Here is a 21,465-nt window from a genome sequence, read left to right as displayed (position 1 = left end):
CAATGAGCAATACAAAATATATATTAGGTAGTTTTGCTGATCCTGATGATATGATGCACGGGATTGAGAAATTGCAAGCAAAGAATATCAGCATATATGATTGTTTCACGCCAATGCCTATTCACGGAATAGAAGCTAAATTGGGTGTAAAACCGTCTCGTTTACCTATTGCAGCGTTTTGTTTCGGCGCTTTAGGTACCTGCTTGGGTTTTAGCTTGTTGTACTTCACTATGGCGCATGATTGGCCAATGAACGTGGGTGGTAAGCCTTCCTTGCCATTGCCTAACTTTGTTCCGGTAACATTCGAGGTAACGATTTTATTATGTGCCCTAGGTATGGTGGCTACATTCTTCTTTCGCAACCACTTGTTCCCAGGTCGTGCACCTCGTGTGATGGACTTGAGAGCGTCGGATGATCGTTTTATTATTGCGGTTGATGCTCGTGAAAATACAGATCACGCTTTGGTTGAATCATTATTGAAAGATGCTGGCGCGGTTGAGGTTAAATACAATGAAAGAAAATATGTTAGCTATGAATAAGAAGAGTTTTCTTGGATCTGTATGTGCTGCATTTGCTTTGGCTGCAGTAATTTCCAGCTGCGGCGACGGAAAGACACGTAGTACGGGATGGGAATTCTCCAGAAATATGTATGATCCGATTGCATTCAATCCGGATCAGCCAAACGAAAATTTTAAAAACGGAATTACGGCTCAAACACCACCGGCAGGCACCAACCCAATCGGGTTCGAACGCTTTGAGTTTGCAAACTCGCTAGAGGAGTACGAGCGTGCTGGCCGCGAACTGACGAGTCCGTTGACCATAACAAAAGAGAACCTTGCGAAAGGTGATGCATTATTCCACACTTACTGTGCTGTATGTCATGGTAAAGAAGGAAAGGGAGATGGACCAATAACGAAAGAGCGTTCGGTGACCGACTCACGTGGTACGCGTGGTTTGGAGACTTTCCCGCCGCCACCATCATACCAAAAGTCTGATGCTGCGTCGTCCTCTCGGGGTGGATTGATGAGTGATTTGACAGATGGTAAAATCTATCACACGATCTACTACGGTCATAACTCGATGGGGTCTCATGCCTCCCAATTGTCGCCAGAAGAACGTTGGCAGGTGGTCATGTATGTACACGAATTACAAAAAAAATAATCTAACATCAATATAATAAATGGGAACTCACAATCATCATCACGATTATAATTTCAGCGAAAAATTTCAATTTGCTGGTGTCGCTAAGATAACCAGTATAGTTGCGATTGCTGTAGGTGTTATAGCCATTGTTTTCGGCCTCATGTCAAGTGACCATGTTATGGTTGAACGTACATACGCAAACCTATTATTGATGGGTTATTATTTCACTTGTGTATGTGCCGCTGGTGCCTTCTTTGTCGCGCTTCAGATGGTTACGCAGTCTGGTTGGTCTGCGGGTTTACTCCGTATTCCACAAGCAATGGCAGGTGTGTTACCAATAGCCGCAATCATCTTATTGGTTATCGTTGGCTTCGGATTAACATCACATAATCTTTACCATCACTGGAACGCAGAAGGACTTACTGATCCTGAAAGCCCTGCTTATGATAAGCTTGTTGCTGGAAAATCTGCATTCCTGAACGTCCCTGGCTTTCTGATTCGTCAGATCTTGTTCATGGGATCTTATAGTATCTTTGCTTTTATATTAACCAAGTTGTCTTATAAAGAAGATTTAGAAGGCGGCTTGAATTCATACAAAAAGAGCTTTAAACTTTCAGCGATCTTCTTGGTTATCTTCGGATTCACAACACCAATTTGGTCTTTTGACACCATCATGTCGCTTGAAGCACACTGGTTTTCCACCATGTTCGGCTGGTACAATTTTGCCGCAATGTGGGTAAGTGGTATTGCGACCATCGTTGTGATCACTATTTTGGTGAAAAGAGCTGGTTATTTATCATGGGTTAACGAAAACCACTTGCACGACTTAGGTAAGTTGATGTTCGGATTTTCAATCTTCTGGACGTACGTATGGTTCGCTCAGTTCATGTTGATCTGGTATTCAAATATCCCAGAAGAAACGGTGTATTTCTACAAAAGATGGGAACCAGAATACAAACCATGGTTTTGGTTAAGCATTATCATTAACTTTGTAGCGCCTTTATTGCTATTGGTAGACCGCGACGCGAAACGTAAACAAGGTATGATGTTGTTTGTAGCTATCCTACTTTTATGTGGCCACTGGTTGGATTACTACATCATGATCATGCCTGGTACGGTAGAATCTCACCGCGGATTTGGTCCTCTTGAAATCGGAATAGCTATTGGCTTCGTTGGGTTATTTACATTCTTGGTGATGAGCAAATTCAGCAAACATCCGTTGGCGCCGAAGAACCATCCTTTTATGGATGAGAGTTTACATCATCAAATATAGTTTCTAGTCATAGCATAAAACGTTTAAACGTCTTAATAAGAAATGAAATTCAAAATTAATAACAGATTCAAGGCCGTGTTCGGATGCTTACTAGCCGTAGGGTTGTTATGCTCTACACCTAGTTTTGCCCTTCAGCAAGATTCAACAGCGCAAGATACTTCCGTTTCCGTGACGGCTGATACATCGGCTGCTGCTGACACGGCTGCTGCTGCGCCTGCAGCTACGGATTCGGTTTCTGCAAGTTCTACAGCGAGCTCAACAACTGCCGCTGCTACAACAACACCAGAGCCTGAGAAACAGATTGATCCACAGGTTTACAAAAACATGACTTACTACATACTGTTGTTTTTATTCGTATGTACTGTAGTTGCTGTTGTCGGTAAGGTGTTATCAATCTACGAATTGACGCGTAAGATGAACGGAAAATACAATCCGTTCGCAAATAATACGCTTCAATCCGTTTTGTTCATCGTTTTCTTGGTTGCATTTTTGGCCATGGTATACTATGGTTATGCGGTTTGGGGAAGCTGGGCATGGCGCGATGCTGTGACCGAGCATGGACAAAAAATTGATACCATGTTTATCGTCACCACCGTGATCATTACGGTCGTGTTGGTTCTCGTTCACTTATTGTTGTTGACCTTCCCGTATATCTACCGGATGCAGGCAAAAACAAAAGCGTACTACTATCCGCACAACGATACTATCGAGAAGATCTGGACAATTGTTCCTGCTATTGTGTTGACGGTATTGGTGTTGTTTGGTTTCTTTACATGGAGATCAATCACCAATGTTCCTGAAGATTTACAGAAATCTGCTTTACAGGTGGAAGTTTTAGGTGAGCAGTTCCAATGGCAGGTACGTTACCCTGGCGCTGATGGCGTGATCGGTAAACGGAACTACAAAATGACAACGCCAACAAACTCATACGGTATCGATTTTAATGATAAAAGCGCGTGGGATGATATCCAAGCTTCTGATATCGTACTTCCGGTGAATAAGTCTGTTCGTTTTCATATCATCTCTAAAGATATTATTCACTCGTTCTACATCCCTGATTTCCGTGTGCAGATCAATGCGGTACCTGGTATGACTAACTATTTCCAGTTTACGCCAACCGTAACGACAGAAGAGATGCGTGAGCGTATGAACGATCCGAAGTATGATTACGTGATGTTATGTAACAAGATCTGTGGATCTGGTCACTTTAACATGCAGAAGAAAGTGGTTGTGGTAACGGAAGAGGAGTATAAAGAGTGGTTAAGTACGCAAAACAAATATTTTACTGAAGATTTGCAGAAAGAGTTCACAGCAGTAGATGCGAAAGTATCGAACGAACTTGCTACGGCTTCATTAAACTAATTGAAATAAGAAATTATTAAAAGAATATGTCAAGTACAGTTATATCGCACGGCGCAGCTCATCATGATGCACATGATCATCATCATGAAACCTTCTTAACTAAATACATATTTAGTCAGGATCATAAGATGATCGCGAAGCAGTTTTTGATCACTGGTATCGTGATGGCGGTTTTCGCTATGTTGCTTTCAATTTTATTCCGTATCCAGTTAGCTTGGCCGGAGAAAGATTTTCCAATCTTGGAAGTTTTCTTGGGCAAATGGGCTGAGGGCGGACGAATGAAGCCTGAGTTTTTCTTATCATTGGTGACCATCCACGGTACCATGATGGTTTTCTTTGTGTTAACCGCTGGTCTTTCCGGAACGTTCAGTAATCTATTGATCCCTTACCAGCTTGGTGCCCGAGATATGGCATCGCCGCTGATGAACATGTTATCTTACTGGTTCTTCTTCGTAGCCTGTGTGATTATGGTGGCTTCTTTCTTTGTAGAAAGTGGACCCGCAGCAGCAGGATGGACGATCTATCCGCCACTATCCGCTGTTCCAACCTCGATCCCAGGTTCAGGCTTAGGTATGACACTTTGGTTGGTGAGTATGACTTTGTTCATCGCATCGCAGGTATTGGGTGGTGTTAACTACGTGAGTACCGTGTTGAACATGCGTACGAAAGGTATGGATCTTTGGAAGATGCCTTTGACAATTTGGGCTTTCTTTTTGACAGCGATTGTAGGTTTACTATCGTTCCCAGTCCTTGTATCTGCCGTTGTATTGTTGTTTTTCGACCGTACAGTTGGTACATCTTTCTACCTATCAGATCTTGTTGTTCAAGGACAGATTTTACCTAATGAAGGTGGTTCTCCAATCTTGTTTCAACACTTGTTCTGGTTCTTAGGTCACCCAGAGGTATATATCGTTGTGATGCCTGCTCTAGGTCTTACTTCTGAAGTTATCTCTACAAACTCGCGTAAACCAATCTTTGGTTACCACGCCATGGTGTACTCATTAGTAGGTATTACAGTTCTTTCATTTATCGTTTGGGGTCACCACATGTTTGTGACGGGTATGAACCCATTCTTGGGCGGTGTATTTATGATTACTACGTTGATTATCGCGGTTCCTTCTGCGGTAAAAGCATTCAACTATATTGCTACGCTATGGAGAGGTAATATCCGTTTCACACCAGCTATGATGTTCGCAATCGGTATGGTTTCGTTCTTCGTTTCCGGTGGTTTAACAGGTCTTTACCTTGGTAACGCTGCTTTGGATATCAACTTGCACGATACGTATTTTGTTGTTGCCCACTTCCACTTGGTAATGGGGTCTGCATCAATCTTTGGTATGCTTTGTGGTGTTTACCATTGGTATCCTAAAATGTTCGGTCGTATGATGGACACCAAATTAGGCTACTTCCATTTCTGGTTAACCTTCATCGGCGCATACTTGGTATTCTTCCCAATGCACTTCATGGGTATCGATGGTGTTCCTCGTCGTTACTATGCATTTACCGCTTTCCCTTTTATGGAGAAATGGGTATCTGTTAATATGTTGATCACTTGGGCTGCTATCATCGCAGGTTTAGCACAAGTTGCATTCTTGTGGAACTTCTTTAGCTCGATTTGGAGAGGTAAGAAAGCTACACAAAACCCTTGGAATGCGAATACCTTAGAGTGGACTACTCCGGTAGATCATATTCATGGTAACTGGCCTGGAGAAATTCCTACCGTATACCGTTGGCCTTACGATTATAGTAAGCCTGGTCACGATACCGATTTTATTCCGCAGGACGTTCCTTTCTCGGAAACGATGAGCTCGAACTTACCTCACGACTTTGAAGGTAACGAAGAGGCTGTTCGTATTCAAAACGAGTGGAACAAGGCTAATAATAGAGAAATAATAGAAGGGTAGGTTTTACCTACCTCTTCTTTTACATAAGGTAAAGTAGTAGAAAGAGGATTCCATGTATCCGCGTGCAGAAAGACGATTTATTAGAACAAACAGGATTACGATCATTGTTTTGTTCTTAGTGATTGCCGCAGGCGGAATTGTGAGAAGTACAGGATCGGGGATGGGCTGCCCGGATTGGCCAAAATGCTTTAACCGCATTGTACCGCCAACCGACGTAACACAGCTTCCTGAAGGATACGAACAGCAATATATTGATGGACGCGCCAAGAAAAATCAGCGATTTGCGAAAATCGTCGAATTTTTCGGATATCCGCAGATGGCCGACAAGATTCGTCACGACGAATCTATCTTGAAGCATGAATCGTTCAATGCTGCCAAAACGTGGACCGAGTACGTTAATCGCTTGGTAGGCGTAGCTGCCGGTTTCTGTTTGCTGTTTGCAGCGATCTTCTCCTTTACCTATTTAAAAACAAAACCATCTATTGTAGGGTGGAGCGTTCTAAATGTTTTTGTAGTTGTTGTGCAGGCTTGGTTAGGATCGATTGTTGTTTCTACGAACCTTATGCCTTGGATTATTACGGTTCATATGCTGCTGGCATTACTTATTGTGGCGATTAGTATATATACGTTTTATCAGGCAACTACCTTTAGAAACAAAACAATCTTGAGTGGTCAAGCAGTTGGTGCTTTAAAGGCGATCGCTATGTTGACCCTCGCGTTGACGGTGGTACAAGTCGTTTTCGGTACAGAAGTTCGAGAAACGATAGATCACTTGAACGACCGTGGATTGGCGCGCACAGATTGGGTAGCTCAATTAGGGCAGCCTTATTTTATACACCGTGTGTTGGCTTACACGTCGCTGGGATTAACAATTTTGTTGTTTTTTCTAGTTAAGAATAAGTTTAGTTCATTGACATTGCAAAGTAAGTACGCTTGGATAGTGCTCATTTTAGTGGGCGTTCAAATGATGTCTGGAATTGTACTAGCACGTTTTGATGTTCCTGCATTTGCGCAAACAACCCATTTGGTGGTCGCTAGTTTGTTTTTTGGAGCACAGTATTATTTGATGCTATTAATGACAAAATTAAAACGATAGTTTGTTCAAAGTTGCGGACATTTGTGGCGCCGTATCAGCGGTTTAACAACGTATTAGCATAACGTATTCATGAAGGAGTTCATTTCTGATTTCAATAAATTAATAAAGCTTAGACTGACCTTAACGGTCGTTTTTTCGGCCTCTATCTCGTTTCTGATTGGCGCAAAGCAACAGGGAGATATTATTTGGCTGAATTGGCTGATCCTGACCATTGGTGGTTTTTTTGTAACCGGGTCGGCAAATGGCTTTAATGAGATCATTGAACGTGATTTGGATAAATTGATGAAGCGCACGGCTGATCGTCCTTTACCGACAGGTAGGATGACGACGGGACAAGCATTGGTGTTGAGCGTTTTTATGGGCATATTTGGCACGTTGCTGCTCGTCCGTTTGAATTTCTTAGCTGGGCTACTGTCTGTCTTCTCGATCATTCTTTACGCTTTTGTATATACGCCCTTGAAGCAAAAATCGCCAATAGCGGTCTTTGTTGGGGCTTTCCCCGGTGCTTTACCACCGTTAATCGGGTATTACGCTGCGTTTAAGTCCGCCGGCTTTGGATTTGAATATGCCGCGGTTAGTGAAGCAGCCATTGTCATTACGCCTTGGGTATTGTTTTTAATTCAGTTCTTTTGGCAGTTTCCACATTTTTGGGCTATTGCTTGGGTTGCGGATGAAGACTACAGAAACGCAGGCTTTAGACTTTTACCGACGAAGCAAAAAGACGGCACTACAGCTTGGATGATCTTCATCTCTGCTGTGCTGATGATCCCAGTTGGTTTCTTACCACTATACTACGGTTTTAGCGGTTGGATATTTACAACCGTATCGCTGCTGGGTGGTTTGTTGTTTGCCTATTATGGTTATCAACATGCCATGCAAAGAACGGATGCGACGGCAAAGAAGGTGATGTTTACATCGTTTTTCTATTTGCCTTTGACGCAATTAGTCTTATTGTTTGATTTTATTCCTTTTCAATAATGGATACTACAGAATATAAAACGGAAGAATTACTGCAATCCAGAAAGGCCAAGAAGTTTAACCTTTGGCTCGGTATGATCGGTATGTTCATGATGTTTGCAGCCTTATCGAGTGGATTTGTTGTCTACACTGCAAGTGGGGTGGATAAGGGTATAAAAACGATATTGCCTGTTGCATTCACATATAGCACCATTGTGCTGCTTGTGAGTAGCTTGACCTTGCATTTAGCTTATCGTGCGGTGAAAGCCTCGCAGTTCGCTAAGCAGCGTCTATTTTTATTGCTGACCATTGCGTTGGGATTGGTGTTTTTCGCCATTCAGTTACACGCTTGGTCTGTGTTTGCCGAACGCGGCATTTACTTTGTAAATAATAATGCTTCGCAATCCTTTGTTTATGTTTTTACGGGAATGCACTTAGCACATATTATTGCGGGCTTGATCGTATTGGTTCGTTGTTTTTTGGGAGCGTTGAAACCGATCCCTTTTCCTAACAACCAATTCCGCATGAATTTGGCCATTATATTTTGGCATTTTCTCGATCTTTTATGGATTTATATTTATGTTTTCTTACTTTTGAATCAATAATAGTAAAAAATGAGTACAACAACTGTATCGCAATTAGATAAGGTAAAAGACGGCCCTTGGAGCGGTGGTAAGTCGCCTTGGAACTTAGAGTATGGAAAGATCATGATGTGGTTTTTCTTGGTGTCGGATGCTTTTACATTCTCTGCCTTCTTACTCTATTATGGCGCTCAAAAATTTGCGCAACCCACTTGGATTGATGCGGATAAGATTTTTCAATCTGTACCCGGTATAGTAGAGCATGGTCAACCCTTGGTTTTCGTAGGTATCATGACATTCATCCTTATTATGTCATCGGTAACGATGGTGTTGGCAGTGGATGCCGGCCATAGAAACCAAAAGCAAGAAGTTATTAAATGGATGCTTTGGACTATTTTAGGCGGTCTTTGTTTCGTAGGTTGTCAAGCGATCGAATGGACACATTTGCACCATGAAGGTTTTTGGTTCGGAAGAAACCCCGCTACCGGCTTGGAAGGTGACGCTGTAGCGCAGGCTTTAGCTCCTTATTTCTCCAAAGATATATCGTACACTGCAGCCTTACAGTTCTCTAACTTGTTCTTTACGATCACTGGTTTCCACGGATTTCACGTGTCTGTAGGTATTCTTTTGAATATCATTATTTTGTGTATGACATTGAACAATACGTTTGAAAATCGCGGTACGTATTTGATGGTGGAGAAAGTTGGTTTATACTGGCACTTTGTGGATTTGGTTTGGGTATTCGTATTCACCTTCTTCTACTTAATCTAATTGGTTTCAGCATTATAATTTATTTATAGAACATGTCACATCATCACGAAAATATAGCAGCACACGACCACCACGACCATGGCGGCATGGATAAAAAAGGAATTTGGAAAGTATTCTTTATCCTTTTAGCGCTAACGGCACTTGAATTTTTGATTGCCTTGGGCTTTGTACATCACTGGGGCGTTATCGAAAAAGGAATGCTGTTGAATACGGTCTACATTGTTTTAACACTAGTCAAAGCATATTATATCGTCGCTTATTTCATGCACTTGAAGTTTGAGAAATCAGGTTTTATTATTTGTAGTGCAATAGGATTTATATTTATTGTTTATTTTATCGTTTTGTTATTGATCGAGGGCGATTATTTATTGCACCACTTGCAATCGCACCCTTTGTTTCCTAACAACTAATAAATTGAGAGAACTCAATGAGTAATCGTACTCAAGGAAGTAAATCAAAAATAATTCTCCTGGCATTAATACTACTAGTGCCAGGATTTTTATATATAGCCGTTAATAGATTGGGATCCAATCATTACGTCTCTCTCCCCGTTTTTGGCGAGAAGAAGTTAAGTGGCGAAATGAAACGCAATTGGGGAAGGGAATACCCAGATACAATCTTCCATACGCTACCGGCACTTAGCTTCACCAATTTTGATGGACAGACAGTCGCTTTCCCAGCATCGGATACCACGATAAATATCGTGCATTTATGCTATTCAAAAGACGGTTCGTTTTCCAAATTAATGATGGATAACGTGCAGGGACTATCTGATCGATTTCAAGAAAATCCGCTTATTAATTTCTATTCTATCTCGGTAGATCCATCGGAAAATCAAGAAAGCCTAGCGGCGTTTGTGAAGCCTTATAAGGGCTTGCAGCGTGGGCATTGGAAAGTCGTCTTCGGCCCCTCATCCGATATTTTTTCTTACGCCAAGGATCAACTGTTGATTGATGCCATGGTGGATCCTGCTGATTCCACACGCTTTTTGATCAGCAATCAGTTTGTCTTGCTGGATTCAAAACGTAGGATACGCGGATTTTACGACGTAAGCCAAAAGGGAGAGGTCGATAGGTTGGAGGACGAAGTAAAGTTGCTTGTCGTAGAGGAAATTCGTAATAGGCCAGCTAAAATAGCGCAGAAATAGTTTTATGATAACGGAGGAAGAAAAAAAATATAAGAAATGGATCGTCACACTGTCCATAGTTATACCATTGGCAGTAGCGGTCTTATTTGGCGTAAATTTAAAGAAGTTGGGCTACGACGTACAACCGTTGTCGTTTTTACCGCCAATTTACGCGACGATAAATGGCTTAACAGCCGTGTTACTATTTGCAGCGGTCACTGCAATTAAGAAAGGTAAGGTTAAACTACATGAGAACTTGGTGAAGGTATGCATGGCTTGCTCTTTGGCATTCCTTGTTATGTACGTAGCCTACCACATGACTTCTGACTCGACTCCCTACGGTGGCGAAGGTTTTTTGCGATACCTTTACTTCTTTATCCTGATCACGCATATCCTTTTGTCCATCATTATTATTCCCTTTGTACTGTTTACCTTTGTAAGAGGCATTGCAGGGGCTTATGAACGGCATAAGAAATTAGCGCGCATCACCTATCCGATGTGGATGTATGTGGCAGTTACGGGAGTTATTGTTTATTTGATGATTTCGCCGTATTACGTTCATTAATCTTACACGCTATGAAGAGAGTCTGGATTTACCAAAGCAATCGTTTTCTGCAGGACGAGGAGATTGCTCGCATAGAGGATGTGCTATCGGAGTTTGTGGAACAGTGGACCGCCCATGGCAATCAATTGGCCGGCAGTTTCAGCATCCGATATGGCCTGTTCTTAATGCTGATGGTGGACGAAGAAAAAGCGATGGTGACGGGTTGCTCTATTGATAAATCTGTCCATCTCTTGAAGAAAATTGAGCAGGAGTTGGGTATATCTTTGTTTGATCGTATGCAGATTGCTTTTCGCGATCCCAATAGTGGTAACATTAATATAGTAGGGCGAGATACCTTTTCTAGCCTTGTAAAAGATGGGCTTGTTCATGCGGACACTATTGTGTTCAACAATATGCTTACGCTGGTAAACGAGCTGGATGAGAAGTGGGAAGTTCCGCTGAAAGATAGTTGGCACGCTCGGGTGTTTTTGTAGTTATAAAGTAAAGGCTGTCCGCAAGGACAGCCTTTACTGTTTTATTTAATCTTCCGAAGAAATTTCGGGGAAGCCTGCCTTATTTCTTCACTGGCCTGCTCCCGAAAAGCCTCAAAATTTTGCATAAATAGACCTGTTAACTTATCCGATTGCCGGTCGTATGCTTCTTTGTCTGACCAGGTGTCGCGCGGGTTAAGTATGGATGCGGGTACATTCGGACAAGACTGTGGGACTAATACCAAAAAGGATGGGTGTGGCACGAAGGGCACGTCTCGAAGTTGCTCTTGTATTGCTGCGCTCACCAAGGCCCGTGTATATCTTAAACTAATTCGTTTGCCCTCGCCGTATGAGCCACCCGTCCATCCAGTGTTAACCAGCCAAACGTTTACATTAGGATTTTCTTCAAGCTTTTTACCCAGTAATGTAGCATATGCTGTGGGATTAGCGGGGAGAAAAACGCGACCGAAACAGGCGGAGAAGGTCGTTTGTGGTTCCTTAATTCCTATTTCTGTGCCTGCCACTTTAGCCGTGTAGCCCGATAGAAAATGGTACATTGCTTGAGCAGTTGTCAATTTCGAAATCGGCGGTAACACACCAAAAGCATCGCACGTTAAAAAGAAAATATTAGTAGGTGTTTTTCCAATAGCAGGCATCTTTGCTTCATTGATATACATGATCGGATATGCCGCGCGGGTGTTTTCCGTAATCGTACTATCACTATAGTCGACTCTGTTTGTTCCTGTAAAAAAACGCGTGTTTTCTAGCAAGCTTCCTGAGCGTATTGCAGCATAAATTTGAGGTTCTTTGTCAGCGCTGAGGTCTATACATTTTGCATAGCAACCGCCTTCAAAGTTAAAGATTGTTTCCTGTGACCAACCGTGCTCGTCGTCACCGATCAGTTTTCTTTCAGGATCGGCCGATAGTGTGGTCTTTCCCGTTCCGCTAAGTCCAAAGAAAAGTGCTACATCGCCGTTGCTTCCCTCGTTCGCGGAACAATGCATCGGTAAGACATCTTGTTGGGGTAGTAGAAAGTTCAGTACCGAGAAAATGCCTTTTTTCATTTCGCCCGTGTATGCCGTTCCACCGATCAATATGATCTTCTCACTAAAGTTGATGATGGAAAAATTCTCTTGTCTTGTACCATCTACTAATGGATCCGCCAAAAACTCTGGAATCTGAAAAATAAGCCATTCCTGTTGATAATTTATCAATTCCTGTTCGGTCGGGGAAATAAATAGGTGATGACAAAATAAATTTGCCCAGGGCGTGGTATTAATCACGGTCACATTAATGCGATATTGCGGATCTGCTCCCGCATAGCAAGCGCGAACCCACAGTTCCTTCTCTTCTACAAATGCAGTCATCTTTTGCAAAAGTCTGTCAAAAACTTCGGGAGCTATTGCAATATTCACATCACCCCAATCGACAGTAGTTACCGTTGATTCGTCTTTGACGATAAAGCGGTCTTTGGGCGATCTTCCTGTAAATTTTCCCGTTGTGATACACAATGCGCCGGCATCATTTAGTGTCCCTTGCTCAAGATCTAGTGCTTGTTGGACTAAAGCCTCAGGAGTATGTTGAAAATAGACCTTTTTGGATAAACTCGTCATCGGCTTATTCTTGTCAAGCGGGTTTGGATATTCCATTTCCATAACCATATCATAATTTGTTTTATAAGGCTAAGTTACGTAGAATATTCGTTCTTTAAACCTAAAGGATATTTTTGGTAAACATTTGGCTTAAAATGGTTAATTGTTGAAATTTTTTTATTTATTCAATCTTTGATATGTTTTTGTTAAGCTAGATTTTAACAATCGTTGTGATTATCGAAAAAGTGATAATTAGAATAATGGATTTAAAGTTTGATATATTAACGAAGTTTCTTCGTTTTTGACGCTTAGTTGTATGGTTTTTCCTAAAATTAAACTTTGGTTGTCTTCGATATGTCCTGCCGGATAGCCGAAACATACAGGAAATTTATATTCCTTTACCTTGTCTAGGATAATCTCCTCAAAGCGCTGTCCGAAGGAAGGGTCACTGTCTTTCAAGCTACTAAAGCCCCCCACAATCAACCCCTGTAGCCGAGCGAGCTTTCCTGCGCGCTTCAAGGTCCATAGCATGCGATCAATATTGTAGTACGACTCGCCCACATCTTCGATAAACAATATCTTATTGTCATAGGTGCCGTCGGAAACTGAAGCGAGAATACTGTGTAGAATTGCAAGATTTCCACCAATCAGTTGTCCATAACCTTCACCAGAACGATTAGGAAATTCGGATTGCTGATAACGATAGTCTAAGGATTCCCCAAAGATAGCTCTTCTTAGAGATGCTAAGGCTTCTGCGGTACTGTTGTCAAAAGACTTTGGCATTTGTCCATGGATACTAGCGATGCCTAGCTTATGCTGTAAATGGCTATGCAGTACGGTAATATCGCTAAAACCGATAATCCATTTTGGCTTTTTTTCGAAGTTGCTGAAGTCTAAGCGGTCGATAATACGCACGGTACCGTAGCCACCCCGAGCGGCAAAGATGGCTTTGATGTTGTCGTCGTCCAACGCGCGTTGCAGATCCTCGGCGCGTAGCTCGTCGCTGCCAGCGAATTGATGGTACTGAGTAGTGACCGTTTCGCCAATATCTACCTGCAATCCCCAATCCTGCAAAGCTTTTACGGCTACATCGATGGAGCTTTTGATGTAGCTTGCCGGACACACGATGGCGACTTTATCGCCAGGTTGGAGAAATTCAGGTATTTTCATGCTATACGCTTATTTTAAGCGCAAATTGAGTTATCTTTGTCAAAGAAACAAGTCTTTTGTTTACTTTTTTAGTCGTTATTGTTATTTAAAAATCGTTATACCTTGAGTATTTTATCCAAAAATCGGTTTACTATTACTTCGGCTCTCCCTTACGCAAACGGGCCTTTACATATTGGACACCTTGCCGGTGCATACATTCCCGCCGATATATTTGTGCGTTTCCTTCGTTTAAATAAGAAAGAGGTCGTATTTGTATGTGGTTCTGACGAACACGGAGCCGCGATTACTATCAAAGCAAAAAGAGAAGGTGTTACGCCTCGTGAAATTATCGACAAATACAATAAGCAGATTAAGGAAAGCTTTGAAGAGTTTGGGATTGATTTTGATATCTATCACCGTACTTCGGAGCAGGTACACCATGAACTTTCGCAAGAGTTCTTCTTGAACCTTTATGAAAAAGGTGAATTTATAGAAAAGTTTTCCGAGCAGTATTATGATGAAGAGTTTAGCCAGTTTCTGGCTGATCGTTATATCGTAGGTACCTGTCCACACTGCCATAATGAAGGCGCTTACGGCGACCAGTGTGAAAAATGTGGCACTTCCTTGAATCCTACAGACCTTATCAATCCCAAGTCTACTCTTAGTGGCAAAACACCAATTTTGAAAGAGACGAAGCATTGGTATCTCCCCTTGGACAAATACCAACCTTGGTTGGAAGAATGGCTTATTGAAGGAAAGCGTCAAGAATTGAAATCTAACGTATTTGGGCAGTGCCAATCGTGGTTAAAATCGGGTTTACAGCCACGTTCCATGACGCGTGACCTAGATTGGGGAGTAGATGTGCCATTAGAAGAAGCAAAAGGAAAGAAGTTGTATGTATGGTTGGATGCGCCGATAGGCTATATTTCGGCGACAAAACAATGGGCTTTGGATAATGGAAAAGATTGGGAGACCTACTGGAAAAAGCAAGCTGATCCAGCGGATGAATCTACCTTGATCCATTTCATAGGTAAAGACAACATCGTTTTTCACTGCATTATCTTCCCTGCGATCTTGCATGCACATGGTGATTATATCCTTCCGGAAAATGTACCTGCCAACGAATTTTTGAACTTGGAAGGCGATAAGCTTTCTACATCGAGAAACCATGCGGTATGGCTGCATGATTATTTAGCAGAGTTTCCGTCGAAACAGGATGAGTTGCGCTATGTGTTAAGCTCTATTCTTCCGGAAACATCAGACAGTGAATTCACTTGGAAAGATTTCCAATCCCGTGTCAACAACGAGCTTGTTGCTATCTTGGGCAATTTCGTCAATCGCGTTATGGTGCTTTCGCATAAATATTTCGCCGGAACAGTTTCGCTAGGATCTGCGTTGACGGAACAAGATCAAGCTGTTCTTTCCGAGTTGGCCAACTTCCCGAAAGATATTGAGCAATCTATCGGACAATACCGTTTCCGTGAAGCGCTGAGCCACTTTATGAATGCGGCGCGCTTGGGCAACAAGTATTTGGCCGATGAAGAGCCATGGAAAGTGTATAAAGAGGATCAGGAGCGCGTAAAAACAGTACTTTACGTAGCGACACAGATCGTAGCCAATTTGGCGGTGCTTGCACAACCTTTCTTACCGCGCACGGCAGCGAAGCTATTTGCTATGTTGAATATTGCCGAACAAGATTGGGATCAGGCAGGTGCGACAACGATCGTTCCTGAGGGGCATACCTTGGCCGAAGCGGTTCTCCTTTTCGAAAAAATAACGGATGAACAGGTGGAATTCCAATTGCAGAAGTTAGCTGATGCGAAAGCGCAGAATGCTGCAACCGCCGTGAAAGCGGAACCAACGAAAGCGAATATCACGTACGACGATTTTCTGAAAATGGATATCCGTATAGGAACGATTATCGAAGCGGAGAAAGTCGCGAAGACCAAGAAGCTCTTGAAGCTAAAAATTGATACCGGTATTGATCAACGCACAGTGGTATCTGGTATTGCGGAGTACTTTGCACCCGAAGATATTGTAGGGAAACAAGTGTCTATCTTGGTCAATCTAGAACCTAGAGAAATAAAAGGTATTACTTCCCAAGGGATGATACTGATGGCCGAGGATGCCGATGGCAGACTTGATTTCGTTAATCCGACATCTGCAATCAAACCAGGTAGTTCGGTAAGATAGATACTTGATAAATACTAAAAAAGGAAGCGAAGCTTCCTTTTTTAGTATAATAAATCCACGACCTGTTTGGTTGCTTTCACATCATGTACACGTAGTATTTGCACGCCTTTGTTTAACAGCAAGGTGTTGAGCGCTATGGTTCCAGGCAACGATTCCTGCGCGCTGATATGCAGTTTTTTGTAAATCATGGATTTTCGCGAGATGCCCCCCAAGAGGGGTAGACCGAAATAATGTAGCTCATCAACGCGATGTAGTAATTCGTGGTTCTGTGCGATGGTCTTGGCAAAGCCAAAGCCCGGGTCTAGGATGATATCTTTCACCCCCAGCGCTCGTAGCTCGCTCAGCTTCTCGCCTAGAAAAGTTGCTACATCAACCACGATATCATCGTATTCGGTCATTTGCTGCATGTTTTCGGGTAAGCCGCGCATATGCATCAGAATGTATGGTACCTGCAGAGCTGCTACAGTGCTGAACATCCGTTCATCTATGGTACCGCCAGAGACATCATTGATGATATGTGCGCCCGCTTTCACCGCTTCCTCCGCCACATCGGCACGGAACGTATCAATAGAAAGTTTGACGTTTGGGTGCCGTTGATGTAATAAGCGGATAATCGGTAACGCTCTATCCATCTCTTCCTGCGAACTAATTAACGCCGCACCAGGACGCGACGAATAGGCGCCGATATCCAAGATGTCCACACCATCGTCCAAAAGCTGTTCTGCTTTGGCTATGGCCTGCGCAATGTCATTATGCTGGCCTCCATCAAAAAAGGAATCGGGGGTCACATTCAAAATACCCATAATCAGCGGACGGTCGAAGCTGACGAGCTGTCCGCCTATATTCAGCGATTGTGTCGCTTTGGTCTGTAAGTGCATCATGTAAGGCGAAGATAAACAAAAGAGAGAGAAAGTTAATTAACGTTGCGCAAGCGTATTGCGCCCAAACTCGCTTCTCGATCATAAAAAAAGGTTACTTTTTAACGAAGTAACCTTTCTGTACATTTTTATGGGGTCGCTGAATTAAAGAACCACAACACCATCCGCAACGATGCTAATATCCGTTTTCGGTTTAGTGATTTTAGCAATTTCTTCTTTTGAAGCGCCTTTGTCCTCTGCGTAGTGCTGTAACCATTCTACCGATGTTTCTTTCATTTTTGCCCGACCTTCAACGGCTATTTTCTTGCCTACAATGTCGGCAGGAACAAAATATCCATAATCTGTAAAACGAACCATCACGGACTCGCCGTCAGCGCGTTTGAGCGTTAAAAAACAACCTTTCTTTTTGCAAACCTCTACTACTTCGCCCGTTATTTTTCCGTTGAAGTTGTCGTTAGCCTGCAATTTTTTCTCCAGATCGGCAACAGAAATGGCGTTTTGAGCGTCAATCTTTTTGCCGTATTGCACGCCTTTCTTAGCAGGTGTAATCTGCTGTTGCGCAAAGCTCATGTTCAATGCCACAAATGTGCAGATGAGCATACCGATGATTTTTTTCATGGTTTTATCTATTTACGTAAAAACTCAAATTTTCCACTCGGATCGATTTTCATCACGGTCGACGACTTTCCATCTCCTTTTTCTCGCTGACCATATGTTACTACGTAATCTACGCCGCTTAAAATCTCTTCCGAAATATCGTCAAAACATGTTGGAGAACTTGCACCGCTAATATTCGCACTCGTTGAAATAATAGGCTTGCGAAAACGCTGTAACAATTGTTCGCAAAAAGGGTGACGTACAATACGGATGCCTATGCTTCCATCTTCCGCAAGCGCGTTCTCCGCTAAGTTCTTTGCTTTCGAATAAACGATCGTTAGGGGCTTTTCTGTATATTCAATCAGTTCGTAGGCTACCTCCGGAATATCCTGAACGTAGCTAGCCAGTTGATTGTCGTTGTGTAACAGCACGATCAAGCTTTTGCTTTTGTCGCGGCCTTTTAAGGCGAAAACCTTTTCAACGGCTTCTTTATTGGTAGCATCGCAACCAATACCCCAAATCGTATCCGTAGGATAAAGAATTAGCCCTCCGTTTTTCAACGTATCGAGGGCTTTATTCACATCTTCTCTATCGACGAATGCGCGTTGCATTAGACAGCGACGTTGTGGTCGCGTAAAGCATCGTTCAGCGACGTTTTTTTGTCCGTCGATTCTTTACGTTGACCGATGATTAGCGCACAAGGAACTTGGTATTCTCCTGCTGCAAATTTCTTAGTGTATGATCCCGGAATAACAACCGAGCGTGCAGGGACATAGCCTTTGTATTCTACAGGCTCAGGCCCGGAAACATCTATAATCTTTGTCGATGCTGTCAATACCACATTTGCGCCCAAAACGGCTTCGGTCTCTACGCGGATACCTTCCACGACAATGGCACGAGAACCGACAAAGACATTGTCTTCGATGATCACCGGTGCAGCCTGCACAGGTTCAAGAACACCGCCGATACCAACACCACCACTTAAGTGTACATGTTTCCCGATCTGTGCACAAGAACCTACAGTTGCCCAAGTATCTACCATCGTGCCTTCATCCACATATGCACCGATATTCACGTAAGAAGGCATCATGATTACGCCTTTGGAAAGGTATGCGCCGTAGCGTGCACTTGCTCCAGGAACAACACGAACGCCCAATTCTTTGTAGTTCGTTTTCAATTTCATTTTATCGAAATACACAAACGGACCATTGTCAATTTCTTTCATTTCCCGGATAGGGAAGTACAGGATAACGGCTTTCTTGATCCAGTCGTTTACATGCCAGCGTGTACCGATAGGCTCGGCAACACGAAGCTCGCCCTCGTCCAATTTTTGGATAACCACACTGATGGCTTCGAAGTATTCTTTATATTCTAATAGTTTTCTGTCTTCCCAAGCGTCTTCAACAAGCTTCTGCAGTTTCTGTAATTCCAATTCCATTTTGCAAATTAAAAAGTAAAAATTAAAAAGTTAAAATTCAACAATGGAAAGACCACCGTTGAAAGTGAAGAGCCCGGTTTACCTGTACACAACAGACGATCTTCCTCAGTACAAAGATTAAAAATTTTTGGCGAATCAGAATACTCACCGTTCTAAAATTACTTTAATTTGCTGTAATTTTGTAGCTATGGGAGCTGTAACCGAGAAAGAGAAACTGAGAATAGACAAATACTTATGGGCCATACGAATCTTTAAAACGAGAAGTTTGGCCACCGAGGCCTGCAAAGCAGGACGCATCAAGCTTAATGGGCAGAATGTAAAGGCTTCTGCTGTCGTCAAAATTGGTGACGTCTATACGATACAAAAAGGACCAGAGCGTAAAGTGGTGTTGGTAACTGGATTGTTGGAGCGCCGTGTTGATGCGAAGACCGCGGTACAGTTTTATCAGGACCAAACACCAGTCGAGGAAACTTATGCTTTCAAATCCGTCTTCCAAGCGCCTGTTCTTAAACGAGATCGTGGCACCGGAAGACCAACCAAGAAAGATCGACGCGAGATCGACGACCTCAAGACAGATTGGTGGGACGACGAAGAGAAAGAATAGTTAAGTAGTCAACACCTATGCGTTTTTATTGGAGCCTAATTTATGTTGTTTTTTTGGCCTTGCCATGTTTCTCCATGACAGGGACAGACAGTACCGCGCAAACCCTTGCGCAGGTCTTTCTTGCGAAGGATAAGTTTGAAAAGCAAAAATTAGAACGCATAAACGTACTGAAAACGCGGTTGATGCAAGAAAGCTCTTTGTCGGACAAACAAGAGTTGGTCAAAGATTTGATCCTTGCCTACCGTAAGTATCAGGTCGATTCCGCGATAACCTATACGCAGCTTTACAAACAGCTAGGGGAGCAGCGGGGCGATGCCATGGCTGTTCGTCAAGCTTCATTTTACTTAGCTAGTCTTTATTCTTCTACGGGAAAGTTTATCGAAGCCGAAAAATTGCTACGAGCCGTCGATCGACCGAACTTGCCGGCAGCGCTATTGCCTGCCTACTTCGAAGCATACACCGCATTTAGTAGCCACTATGGACAAAGTAGCAATAATGAGCAATATTTTAAATTGAGCGAACGTTACCGCGATTCTATGTTGATGCTGTTGCCCGACACGTCCCTGCAGCAGCGCGTAGCCTTGGCAACTAAGTATGTGTATCGCAATAGAGAAGCGGAAGCAGAGCAGATTTTGCAGCAGCTGCTCATCAGCACGGACGATCGGTATCCCGAACGGGGATTGATTGCCTATCTGCTGGGCTTGATGTACAAGAATAAAGATGATATGGATAAAGCGATGTACTATTTCTCACTATCGGCCATATCAGATATTAAACACGTAGTTAAAGATAATGCCTCCCTACAGAGCTTAGCACAATGTTATAATAACAGGGGCGATATCGATAAAGCTTATCAATTTATTCAGGCAGCCATAAACGATGCGGCCTTCTGTAACATACGCTATCGCTCGCTCGAGAACTCCTCTTTCTATGGTATTATCAATACCGCCTTCCAAGAAAAGGAACTGGCGCAAAAGCGCGCACTGCGTCAAAATTTGATCGTTATCAGTTTGCTATCCCTTTTCTTGGTCGTCGCGCTCTTTTTTCTATATACCCAAATCAAGAAACTACGTCGAGCACGAGCGGATCTGCATCAAGCAAACGCAGAGCTTAAAAAGCTGAACGATCAGCTGCTACACATTAACAATAGCCTTTCGGAATCAAACCATATTAAAGAGGAGTACATCGCCCAATTTTTTGACATTTGTTCTTCTTACATCGATAAAATCGACGAACAGCGTAAGCTGCTGTTGAAACGCTTCGCTCAAAAGCAATACGACGACATCAATAAGATATTGAAGTCGCAGGATGTGGTGAAGAATGAGCTCGATGAGCTGTACCGTAATTTTGATGTGATCTTTCTGAATTTGTACCCTTCCTTCATTGATGATTTTAACCAATTGCTCCGTAGCGATGAGCGCATCAGCCTGAAGGAAGGTGAACTGCTGAATACCGAGCTACGCATCTTTGCCTTGATCCGTTTGGGTATTACCGATTCCACCAAGATTGCTTCTTTTCTGCGGTATTCCCTCCGCACAGTATACAATTATCGGGTGAAGGTTCGCAGTAAGGTGGCTGGATCTAAAGACGAATTTGAAGATAAAATCCGGGATATTGGCGATATTCGATCGTTTTAACCGATCATTCTGGTTACTTTTTGTCTTTCCTCTTTATTATGTAATTTGCTTATTTTCAGTTTTTTAATTTGTTATACCGTTTACTTTTCCTGTCGACGACGCTTTCTAGGTAATCTTTTTCCCGTCTAC

22 protein-coding genes are annotated in these 21,465 nt (G+C 42.8%); 16 read left to right on the top strand and 6 right to left on the bottom strand.

The genetic code is table 11. The annotated features are described in order from the left end of the window. Window positions 1–2: 2 nt before the first annotated feature. The 13 genes from SCB77_RS08205 to SCB77_RS08145 all read left to right on the top strand — a co-directional run bounded on the left by SCB77_RS08205 (window position 3) and on the right by SCB77_RS08145 (window position 11,251). Window positions 3–539 carry a DUF3341 domain-containing protein gene (locus tag SCB77_RS08205; RefSeq protein ID WP_320185945.1) on the top strand — a complete coding sequence of 179 codons (537 nt, stop codon included), beginning with the start codon at window positions 3–5 and terminating at the stop codon, window positions 537–539. Further along, window positions 511–1,161 (top strand): c-type cytochrome, encoded by a 651-nt coding sequence (locus SCB77_RS08200; RefSeq protein WP_320186613.1) that lies wholly within the window; start codon window positions 511–513, stop codon window positions 1,159–1,161. Before SCB77_RS08205 ends, SCB77_RS08200 begins: the two co-directional genes overlap by 29 nt. Window positions 1,162–1,180: 19 nt before the next feature. Continuing rightward, window positions 1,181–2,416, top strand: coding sequence for a quinol:cytochrome C oxidoreductase (locus SCB77_RS08195; protein ID WP_320185944.1), 1,236 nt, complete (start codon window positions 1,181–1,183; stop codon window positions 2,414–2,416). Between the two features lie 42 nt (window positions 2,417–2,458). Then, window positions 2,459–3,778, top strand: a complete 1,320-nt coding sequence (locus tag SCB77_RS08190; protein WP_320185943.1) for a cytochrome c oxidase subunit II — start codon at window positions 2,459–2,461, stop codon at window positions 3,776–3,778. 26 nt (window positions 3,779–3,804) lie between these two features. Continuing rightward, the gene (locus tag SCB77_RS08185; protein ID WP_320185942.1) at window positions 3,805–5,682 is read left to right on the top strand and encodes a cytochrome c oxidase subunit I; all 1,878 of its coding nucleotides are present in this window, start codon (window positions 3,805–3,807) and stop codon (window positions 5,680–5,682) included. A gap of 52 nt (window positions 5,683–5,734) precedes the next feature. Next, on the top strand, window positions 5,735–6,778 hold the full coding sequence (locus SCB77_RS08180) for a COX15/CtaA family protein (RefSeq protein WP_320185941.1): 1,044 nt from the start codon (window positions 5,735–5,737) through the stop codon (window positions 6,776–6,778). 69 nt (window positions 6,779–6,847) lie between these two features. Then, complete coding sequence (cyoE, locus tag SCB77_RS08175) at window positions 6,848–7,756, top strand: heme o synthase (protein WP_320185940.1); 909 nt, start codon at window positions 6,848–6,850, stop codon at window positions 7,754–7,756. Continuing rightward, window positions 7,756–8,340 (top strand): cytochrome c oxidase subunit 3, encoded by a 585-nt coding sequence (locus SCB77_RS08170; RefSeq protein WP_320185939.1) that lies wholly within the window; start codon window positions 7,756–7,758, stop codon window positions 8,338–8,340. The genes cyoE and SCB77_RS08170 overlap by 1 nt, the downstream gene beginning before the upstream one ends. Before the next feature lie 9 nt (window positions 8,341–8,349). Beyond that, complete coding sequence (locus SCB77_RS08165) at window positions 8,350–9,087, top strand: cytochrome c oxidase subunit 3 (RefSeq protein WP_320185938.1); 738 nt, start codon at window positions 8,350–8,352, stop codon at window positions 9,085–9,087. A gap of 32 nt (window positions 9,088–9,119) precedes the next feature. After that, window positions 9,120–9,497: a cytochrome C oxidase subunit IV family protein gene (locus SCB77_RS08160; protein WP_320185937.1), complete on the top strand. Its 378-nt coding sequence runs from the start codon at window positions 9,120–9,122 to the stop codon at window positions 9,495–9,497. A 77-nt stretch (window positions 9,498–9,574) separates the two neighbouring features. Continuing rightward, window positions 9,575–10,234, top strand: a complete 660-nt coding sequence (locus SCB77_RS08155) for an SCO family protein (RefSeq protein ID WP_320185936.1) — start codon at window positions 9,575–9,577, stop codon at window positions 10,232–10,234. A gap of 4 nt (window positions 10,235–10,238) precedes the next feature. Further along, window positions 10,239–10,778: a DUF420 domain-containing protein gene (locus SCB77_RS08150; RefSeq protein ID WP_320185935.1), complete on the top strand. Its 540-nt coding sequence runs from the start codon at window positions 10,239–10,241 to the stop codon at window positions 10,776–10,778. A gap of 11 nt (window positions 10,779–10,789) precedes the next feature. Further along, window positions 10,790–11,251 carry an ABC transporter ATPase gene (locus SCB77_RS08145; RefSeq protein WP_320185934.1) on the top strand — a complete coding sequence of 154 codons (462 nt, stop codon included), beginning with the start codon at window positions 10,790–10,792 and terminating at the stop codon, window positions 11,249–11,251. Between the two features lie 41 nt (window positions 11,252–11,292). Here the strand turns inward: SCB77_RS08145 and pckA are convergent, their stop codons facing one another. Beyond that, window positions 11,293–12,909 (bottom strand): phosphoenolpyruvate carboxykinase (ATP), encoded by a 1,617-nt coding sequence (gene pckA / locus SCB77_RS08140; protein WP_320185933.1) that lies wholly within the window; start codon window positions 12,907–12,909, stop codon window positions 11,293–11,295. A 183-nt stretch (window positions 12,910–13,092) separates the two neighbouring features. Then, window positions 13,093–14,010 carry a S66 peptidase family protein gene (locus SCB77_RS08135; RefSeq protein WP_320185932.1) on the bottom strand — a complete coding sequence of 306 codons (918 nt, stop codon included), beginning with the start codon at window positions 14,008–14,010 and terminating at the stop codon, window positions 13,093–13,095. A 102-nt stretch (window positions 14,011–14,112) separates the two neighbouring features. On the opposite strand from SCB77_RS08135, the gene metG reads away from it, so the two are divergent. Further along, window positions 14,113–16,182 (top strand): methionine--tRNA ligase, encoded by a 2,070-nt coding sequence (metG, locus tag SCB77_RS08130; RefSeq protein ID WP_320185931.1) that lies wholly within the window; start codon window positions 14,113–14,115, stop codon window positions 16,180–16,182. A 41-nt stretch (window positions 16,183–16,223) separates the two neighbouring features. Here the strand turns inward: metG and folP are convergent, their stop codons facing one another. The 4 genes from folP to SCB77_RS08110 form a co-directional block, all read right to left on the bottom strand. After that, window positions 16,224–17,063, bottom strand: coding sequence for a dihydropteroate synthase (gene folP / locus SCB77_RS08125; RefSeq protein WP_320185930.1), 840 nt, complete (start codon window positions 17,061–17,063; stop codon window positions 16,224–16,226). 141 nt (window positions 17,064–17,204) lie between these two features. Next, entirely contained in the window at window positions 17,205–17,678 is a 474-nt protein-coding gene (locus SCB77_RS08120; protein WP_320185929.1) for a DUF4920 domain-containing protein, read from the bottom strand. 8 nt (window positions 17,679–17,686) lie between these two features. Continuing rightward, window positions 17,687–18,268 carry an L-threonylcarbamoyladenylate synthase gene (locus tag SCB77_RS08115; protein WP_320185928.1) on the bottom strand — a complete coding sequence of 194 codons (582 nt, stop codon included), beginning with the start codon at window positions 18,266–18,268 and terminating at the stop codon, window positions 17,687–17,689. After that, window positions 18,268–19,095: a 2,3,4,5-tetrahydropyridine-2,6-dicarboxylate N-succinyltransferase gene (locus SCB77_RS08110; protein WP_320185927.1), complete on the bottom strand. Its 828-nt coding sequence runs from the start codon at window positions 19,093–19,095 to the stop codon at window positions 18,268–18,270. Before SCB77_RS08110 ends, SCB77_RS08115 begins: the two co-directional genes overlap by 1 nt. Before the next feature lie 187 nt (window positions 19,096–19,282). Here SCB77_RS08110 and SCB77_RS08105 point away from each other — a divergent pair, with 187 nt between their 5' ends. Together SCB77_RS08105 and SCB77_RS08100 are read left to right on the top strand one after the other, a co-directional pair. Next, on the top strand, window positions 19,283–19,699 hold the full coding sequence (locus tag SCB77_RS08105; protein WP_320185926.1) for an RNA-binding S4 domain-containing protein: 417 nt from the start codon (window positions 19,283–19,285) through the stop codon (window positions 19,697–19,699). Between the two features lie 74 nt (window positions 19,700–19,773). Next, window positions 19,774–21,336 (top strand): DUF6377 domain-containing protein, encoded by a 1,563-nt coding sequence (locus tag SCB77_RS08100; protein ID WP_320185925.1) that lies wholly within the window; start codon window positions 19,774–19,776, stop codon window positions 21,334–21,336. Window positions 21,337–21,465: the final 129 nt, after the last annotated feature.

This window comes from Sphingobacterium bambusae (assembly GCF_033955345.1).
Taxonomy (GTDB): Bacteria; Bacteroidota; Bacteroidia; order Sphingobacteriales; family Sphingobacteriaceae; genus Sphingobacterium; species Sphingobacterium bambusae.
This window is presented reverse-complemented; position numbering and strand designations above follow the sequence as displayed.

Coding starts and splice junctions, on each gene's coding strand:
- SCB77_RS08120 (WP_320185929.1), bottom strand. CDS start 17,678: ATGAAAAAAATCATCGGTATGCTCATCTGCACATTTGTGGCATTGAAC.
- SCB77_RS08115 (WP_320185928.1), bottom strand. CDS start 18,268: ATGCAACGCGCATTCGTCGATAGAGAAGATGTGAATAAAGCCCTCGAT.
- SCB77_RS08195 (WP_320185944.1), top strand. CDS start 1,181: ATGGGAACTCACAATCATCATCACGATTATAATTTCAGCGAAAAATTT.
- SCB77_RS08190 (WP_320185943.1), top strand. CDS start 2,459: ATGAAATTCAAAATTAATAACAGATTCAAGGCCGTGTTCGGATGCTTA.
- SCB77_RS08105 (WP_320185926.1), top strand. CDS start 19,283: ATGGGAGCTGTAACCGAGAAAGAGAAACTGAGAATAGACAAATACTTA.
- SCB77_RS08185 (WP_320185942.1), top strand. CDS start 3,805: ATGTCAAGTACAGTTATATCGCACGGCGCAGCTCATCATGATGCACAT.
- folP (WP_320185930.1), bottom strand. CDS start 17,063: ATGATGCACTTACAGACCAAAGCGACACAATCGCTGAATATAGGCGGA.
- SCB77_RS08135 (WP_320185932.1), bottom strand. CDS start 14,010: ATGAAAATACCTGAATTTCTCCAACCTGGCGATAAAGTCGCCATCGTG.
- SCB77_RS08110 (WP_320185927.1), bottom strand. CDS start 19,095: ATGGAATTGGAATTACAGAAACTGCAGAAGCTTGTTGAAGACGCTTGG.
- SCB77_RS08200 (WP_320186613.1), top strand. CDS start 511: ATGAAAGAAAATATGTTAGCTATGAATAAGAAGAGTTTTCTTGGATCT.
- SCB77_RS08165 (WP_320185938.1), top strand. CDS start 8,350: ATGAGTACAACAACTGTATCGCAATTAGATAAGGTAAAAGACGGCCCT.
- SCB77_RS08145 (WP_320185934.1), top strand. CDS start 10,790: ATGAAGAGAGTCTGGATTTACCAAAGCAATCGTTTTCTGCAGGACGAG.
- pckA (WP_320185933.1), bottom strand. CDS start 12,909: ATGGTTATGGAAATGGAATATCCAAACCCGCTTGACAAGAATAAGCCG.
- SCB77_RS08160 (WP_320185937.1), top strand. CDS start 9,120: ATGTCACATCATCACGAAAATATAGCAGCACACGACCACCACGACCAT.
- SCB77_RS08100 (WP_320185925.1), top strand. CDS start 19,774: ATGACAGGGACAGACAGTACCGCGCAAACCCTTGCGCAGGTCTTTCTT.
- cyoE (WP_320185940.1), top strand. CDS start 6,848: ATGAAGGAGTTCATTTCTGATTTCAATAAATTAATAAAGCTTAGACTG.
- SCB77_RS08170 (WP_320185939.1), top strand. CDS start 7,756: ATGGATACTACAGAATATAAAACGGAAGAATTACTGCAATCCAGAAAG.
- SCB77_RS08205 (WP_320185945.1), top strand. CDS start 3: ATGAGCAATACAAAATATATATTAGGTAGTTTTGCTGATCCTGATGAT.
- SCB77_RS08150 (WP_320185935.1), top strand. CDS start 10,239: ATGATAACGGAGGAAGAAAAAAAATATAAGAAATGGATCGTCACACTG.
- SCB77_RS08180 (WP_320185941.1), top strand. CDS start 5,735: ATGTATCCGCGTGCAGAAAGACGATTTATTAGAACAAACAGGATTACG.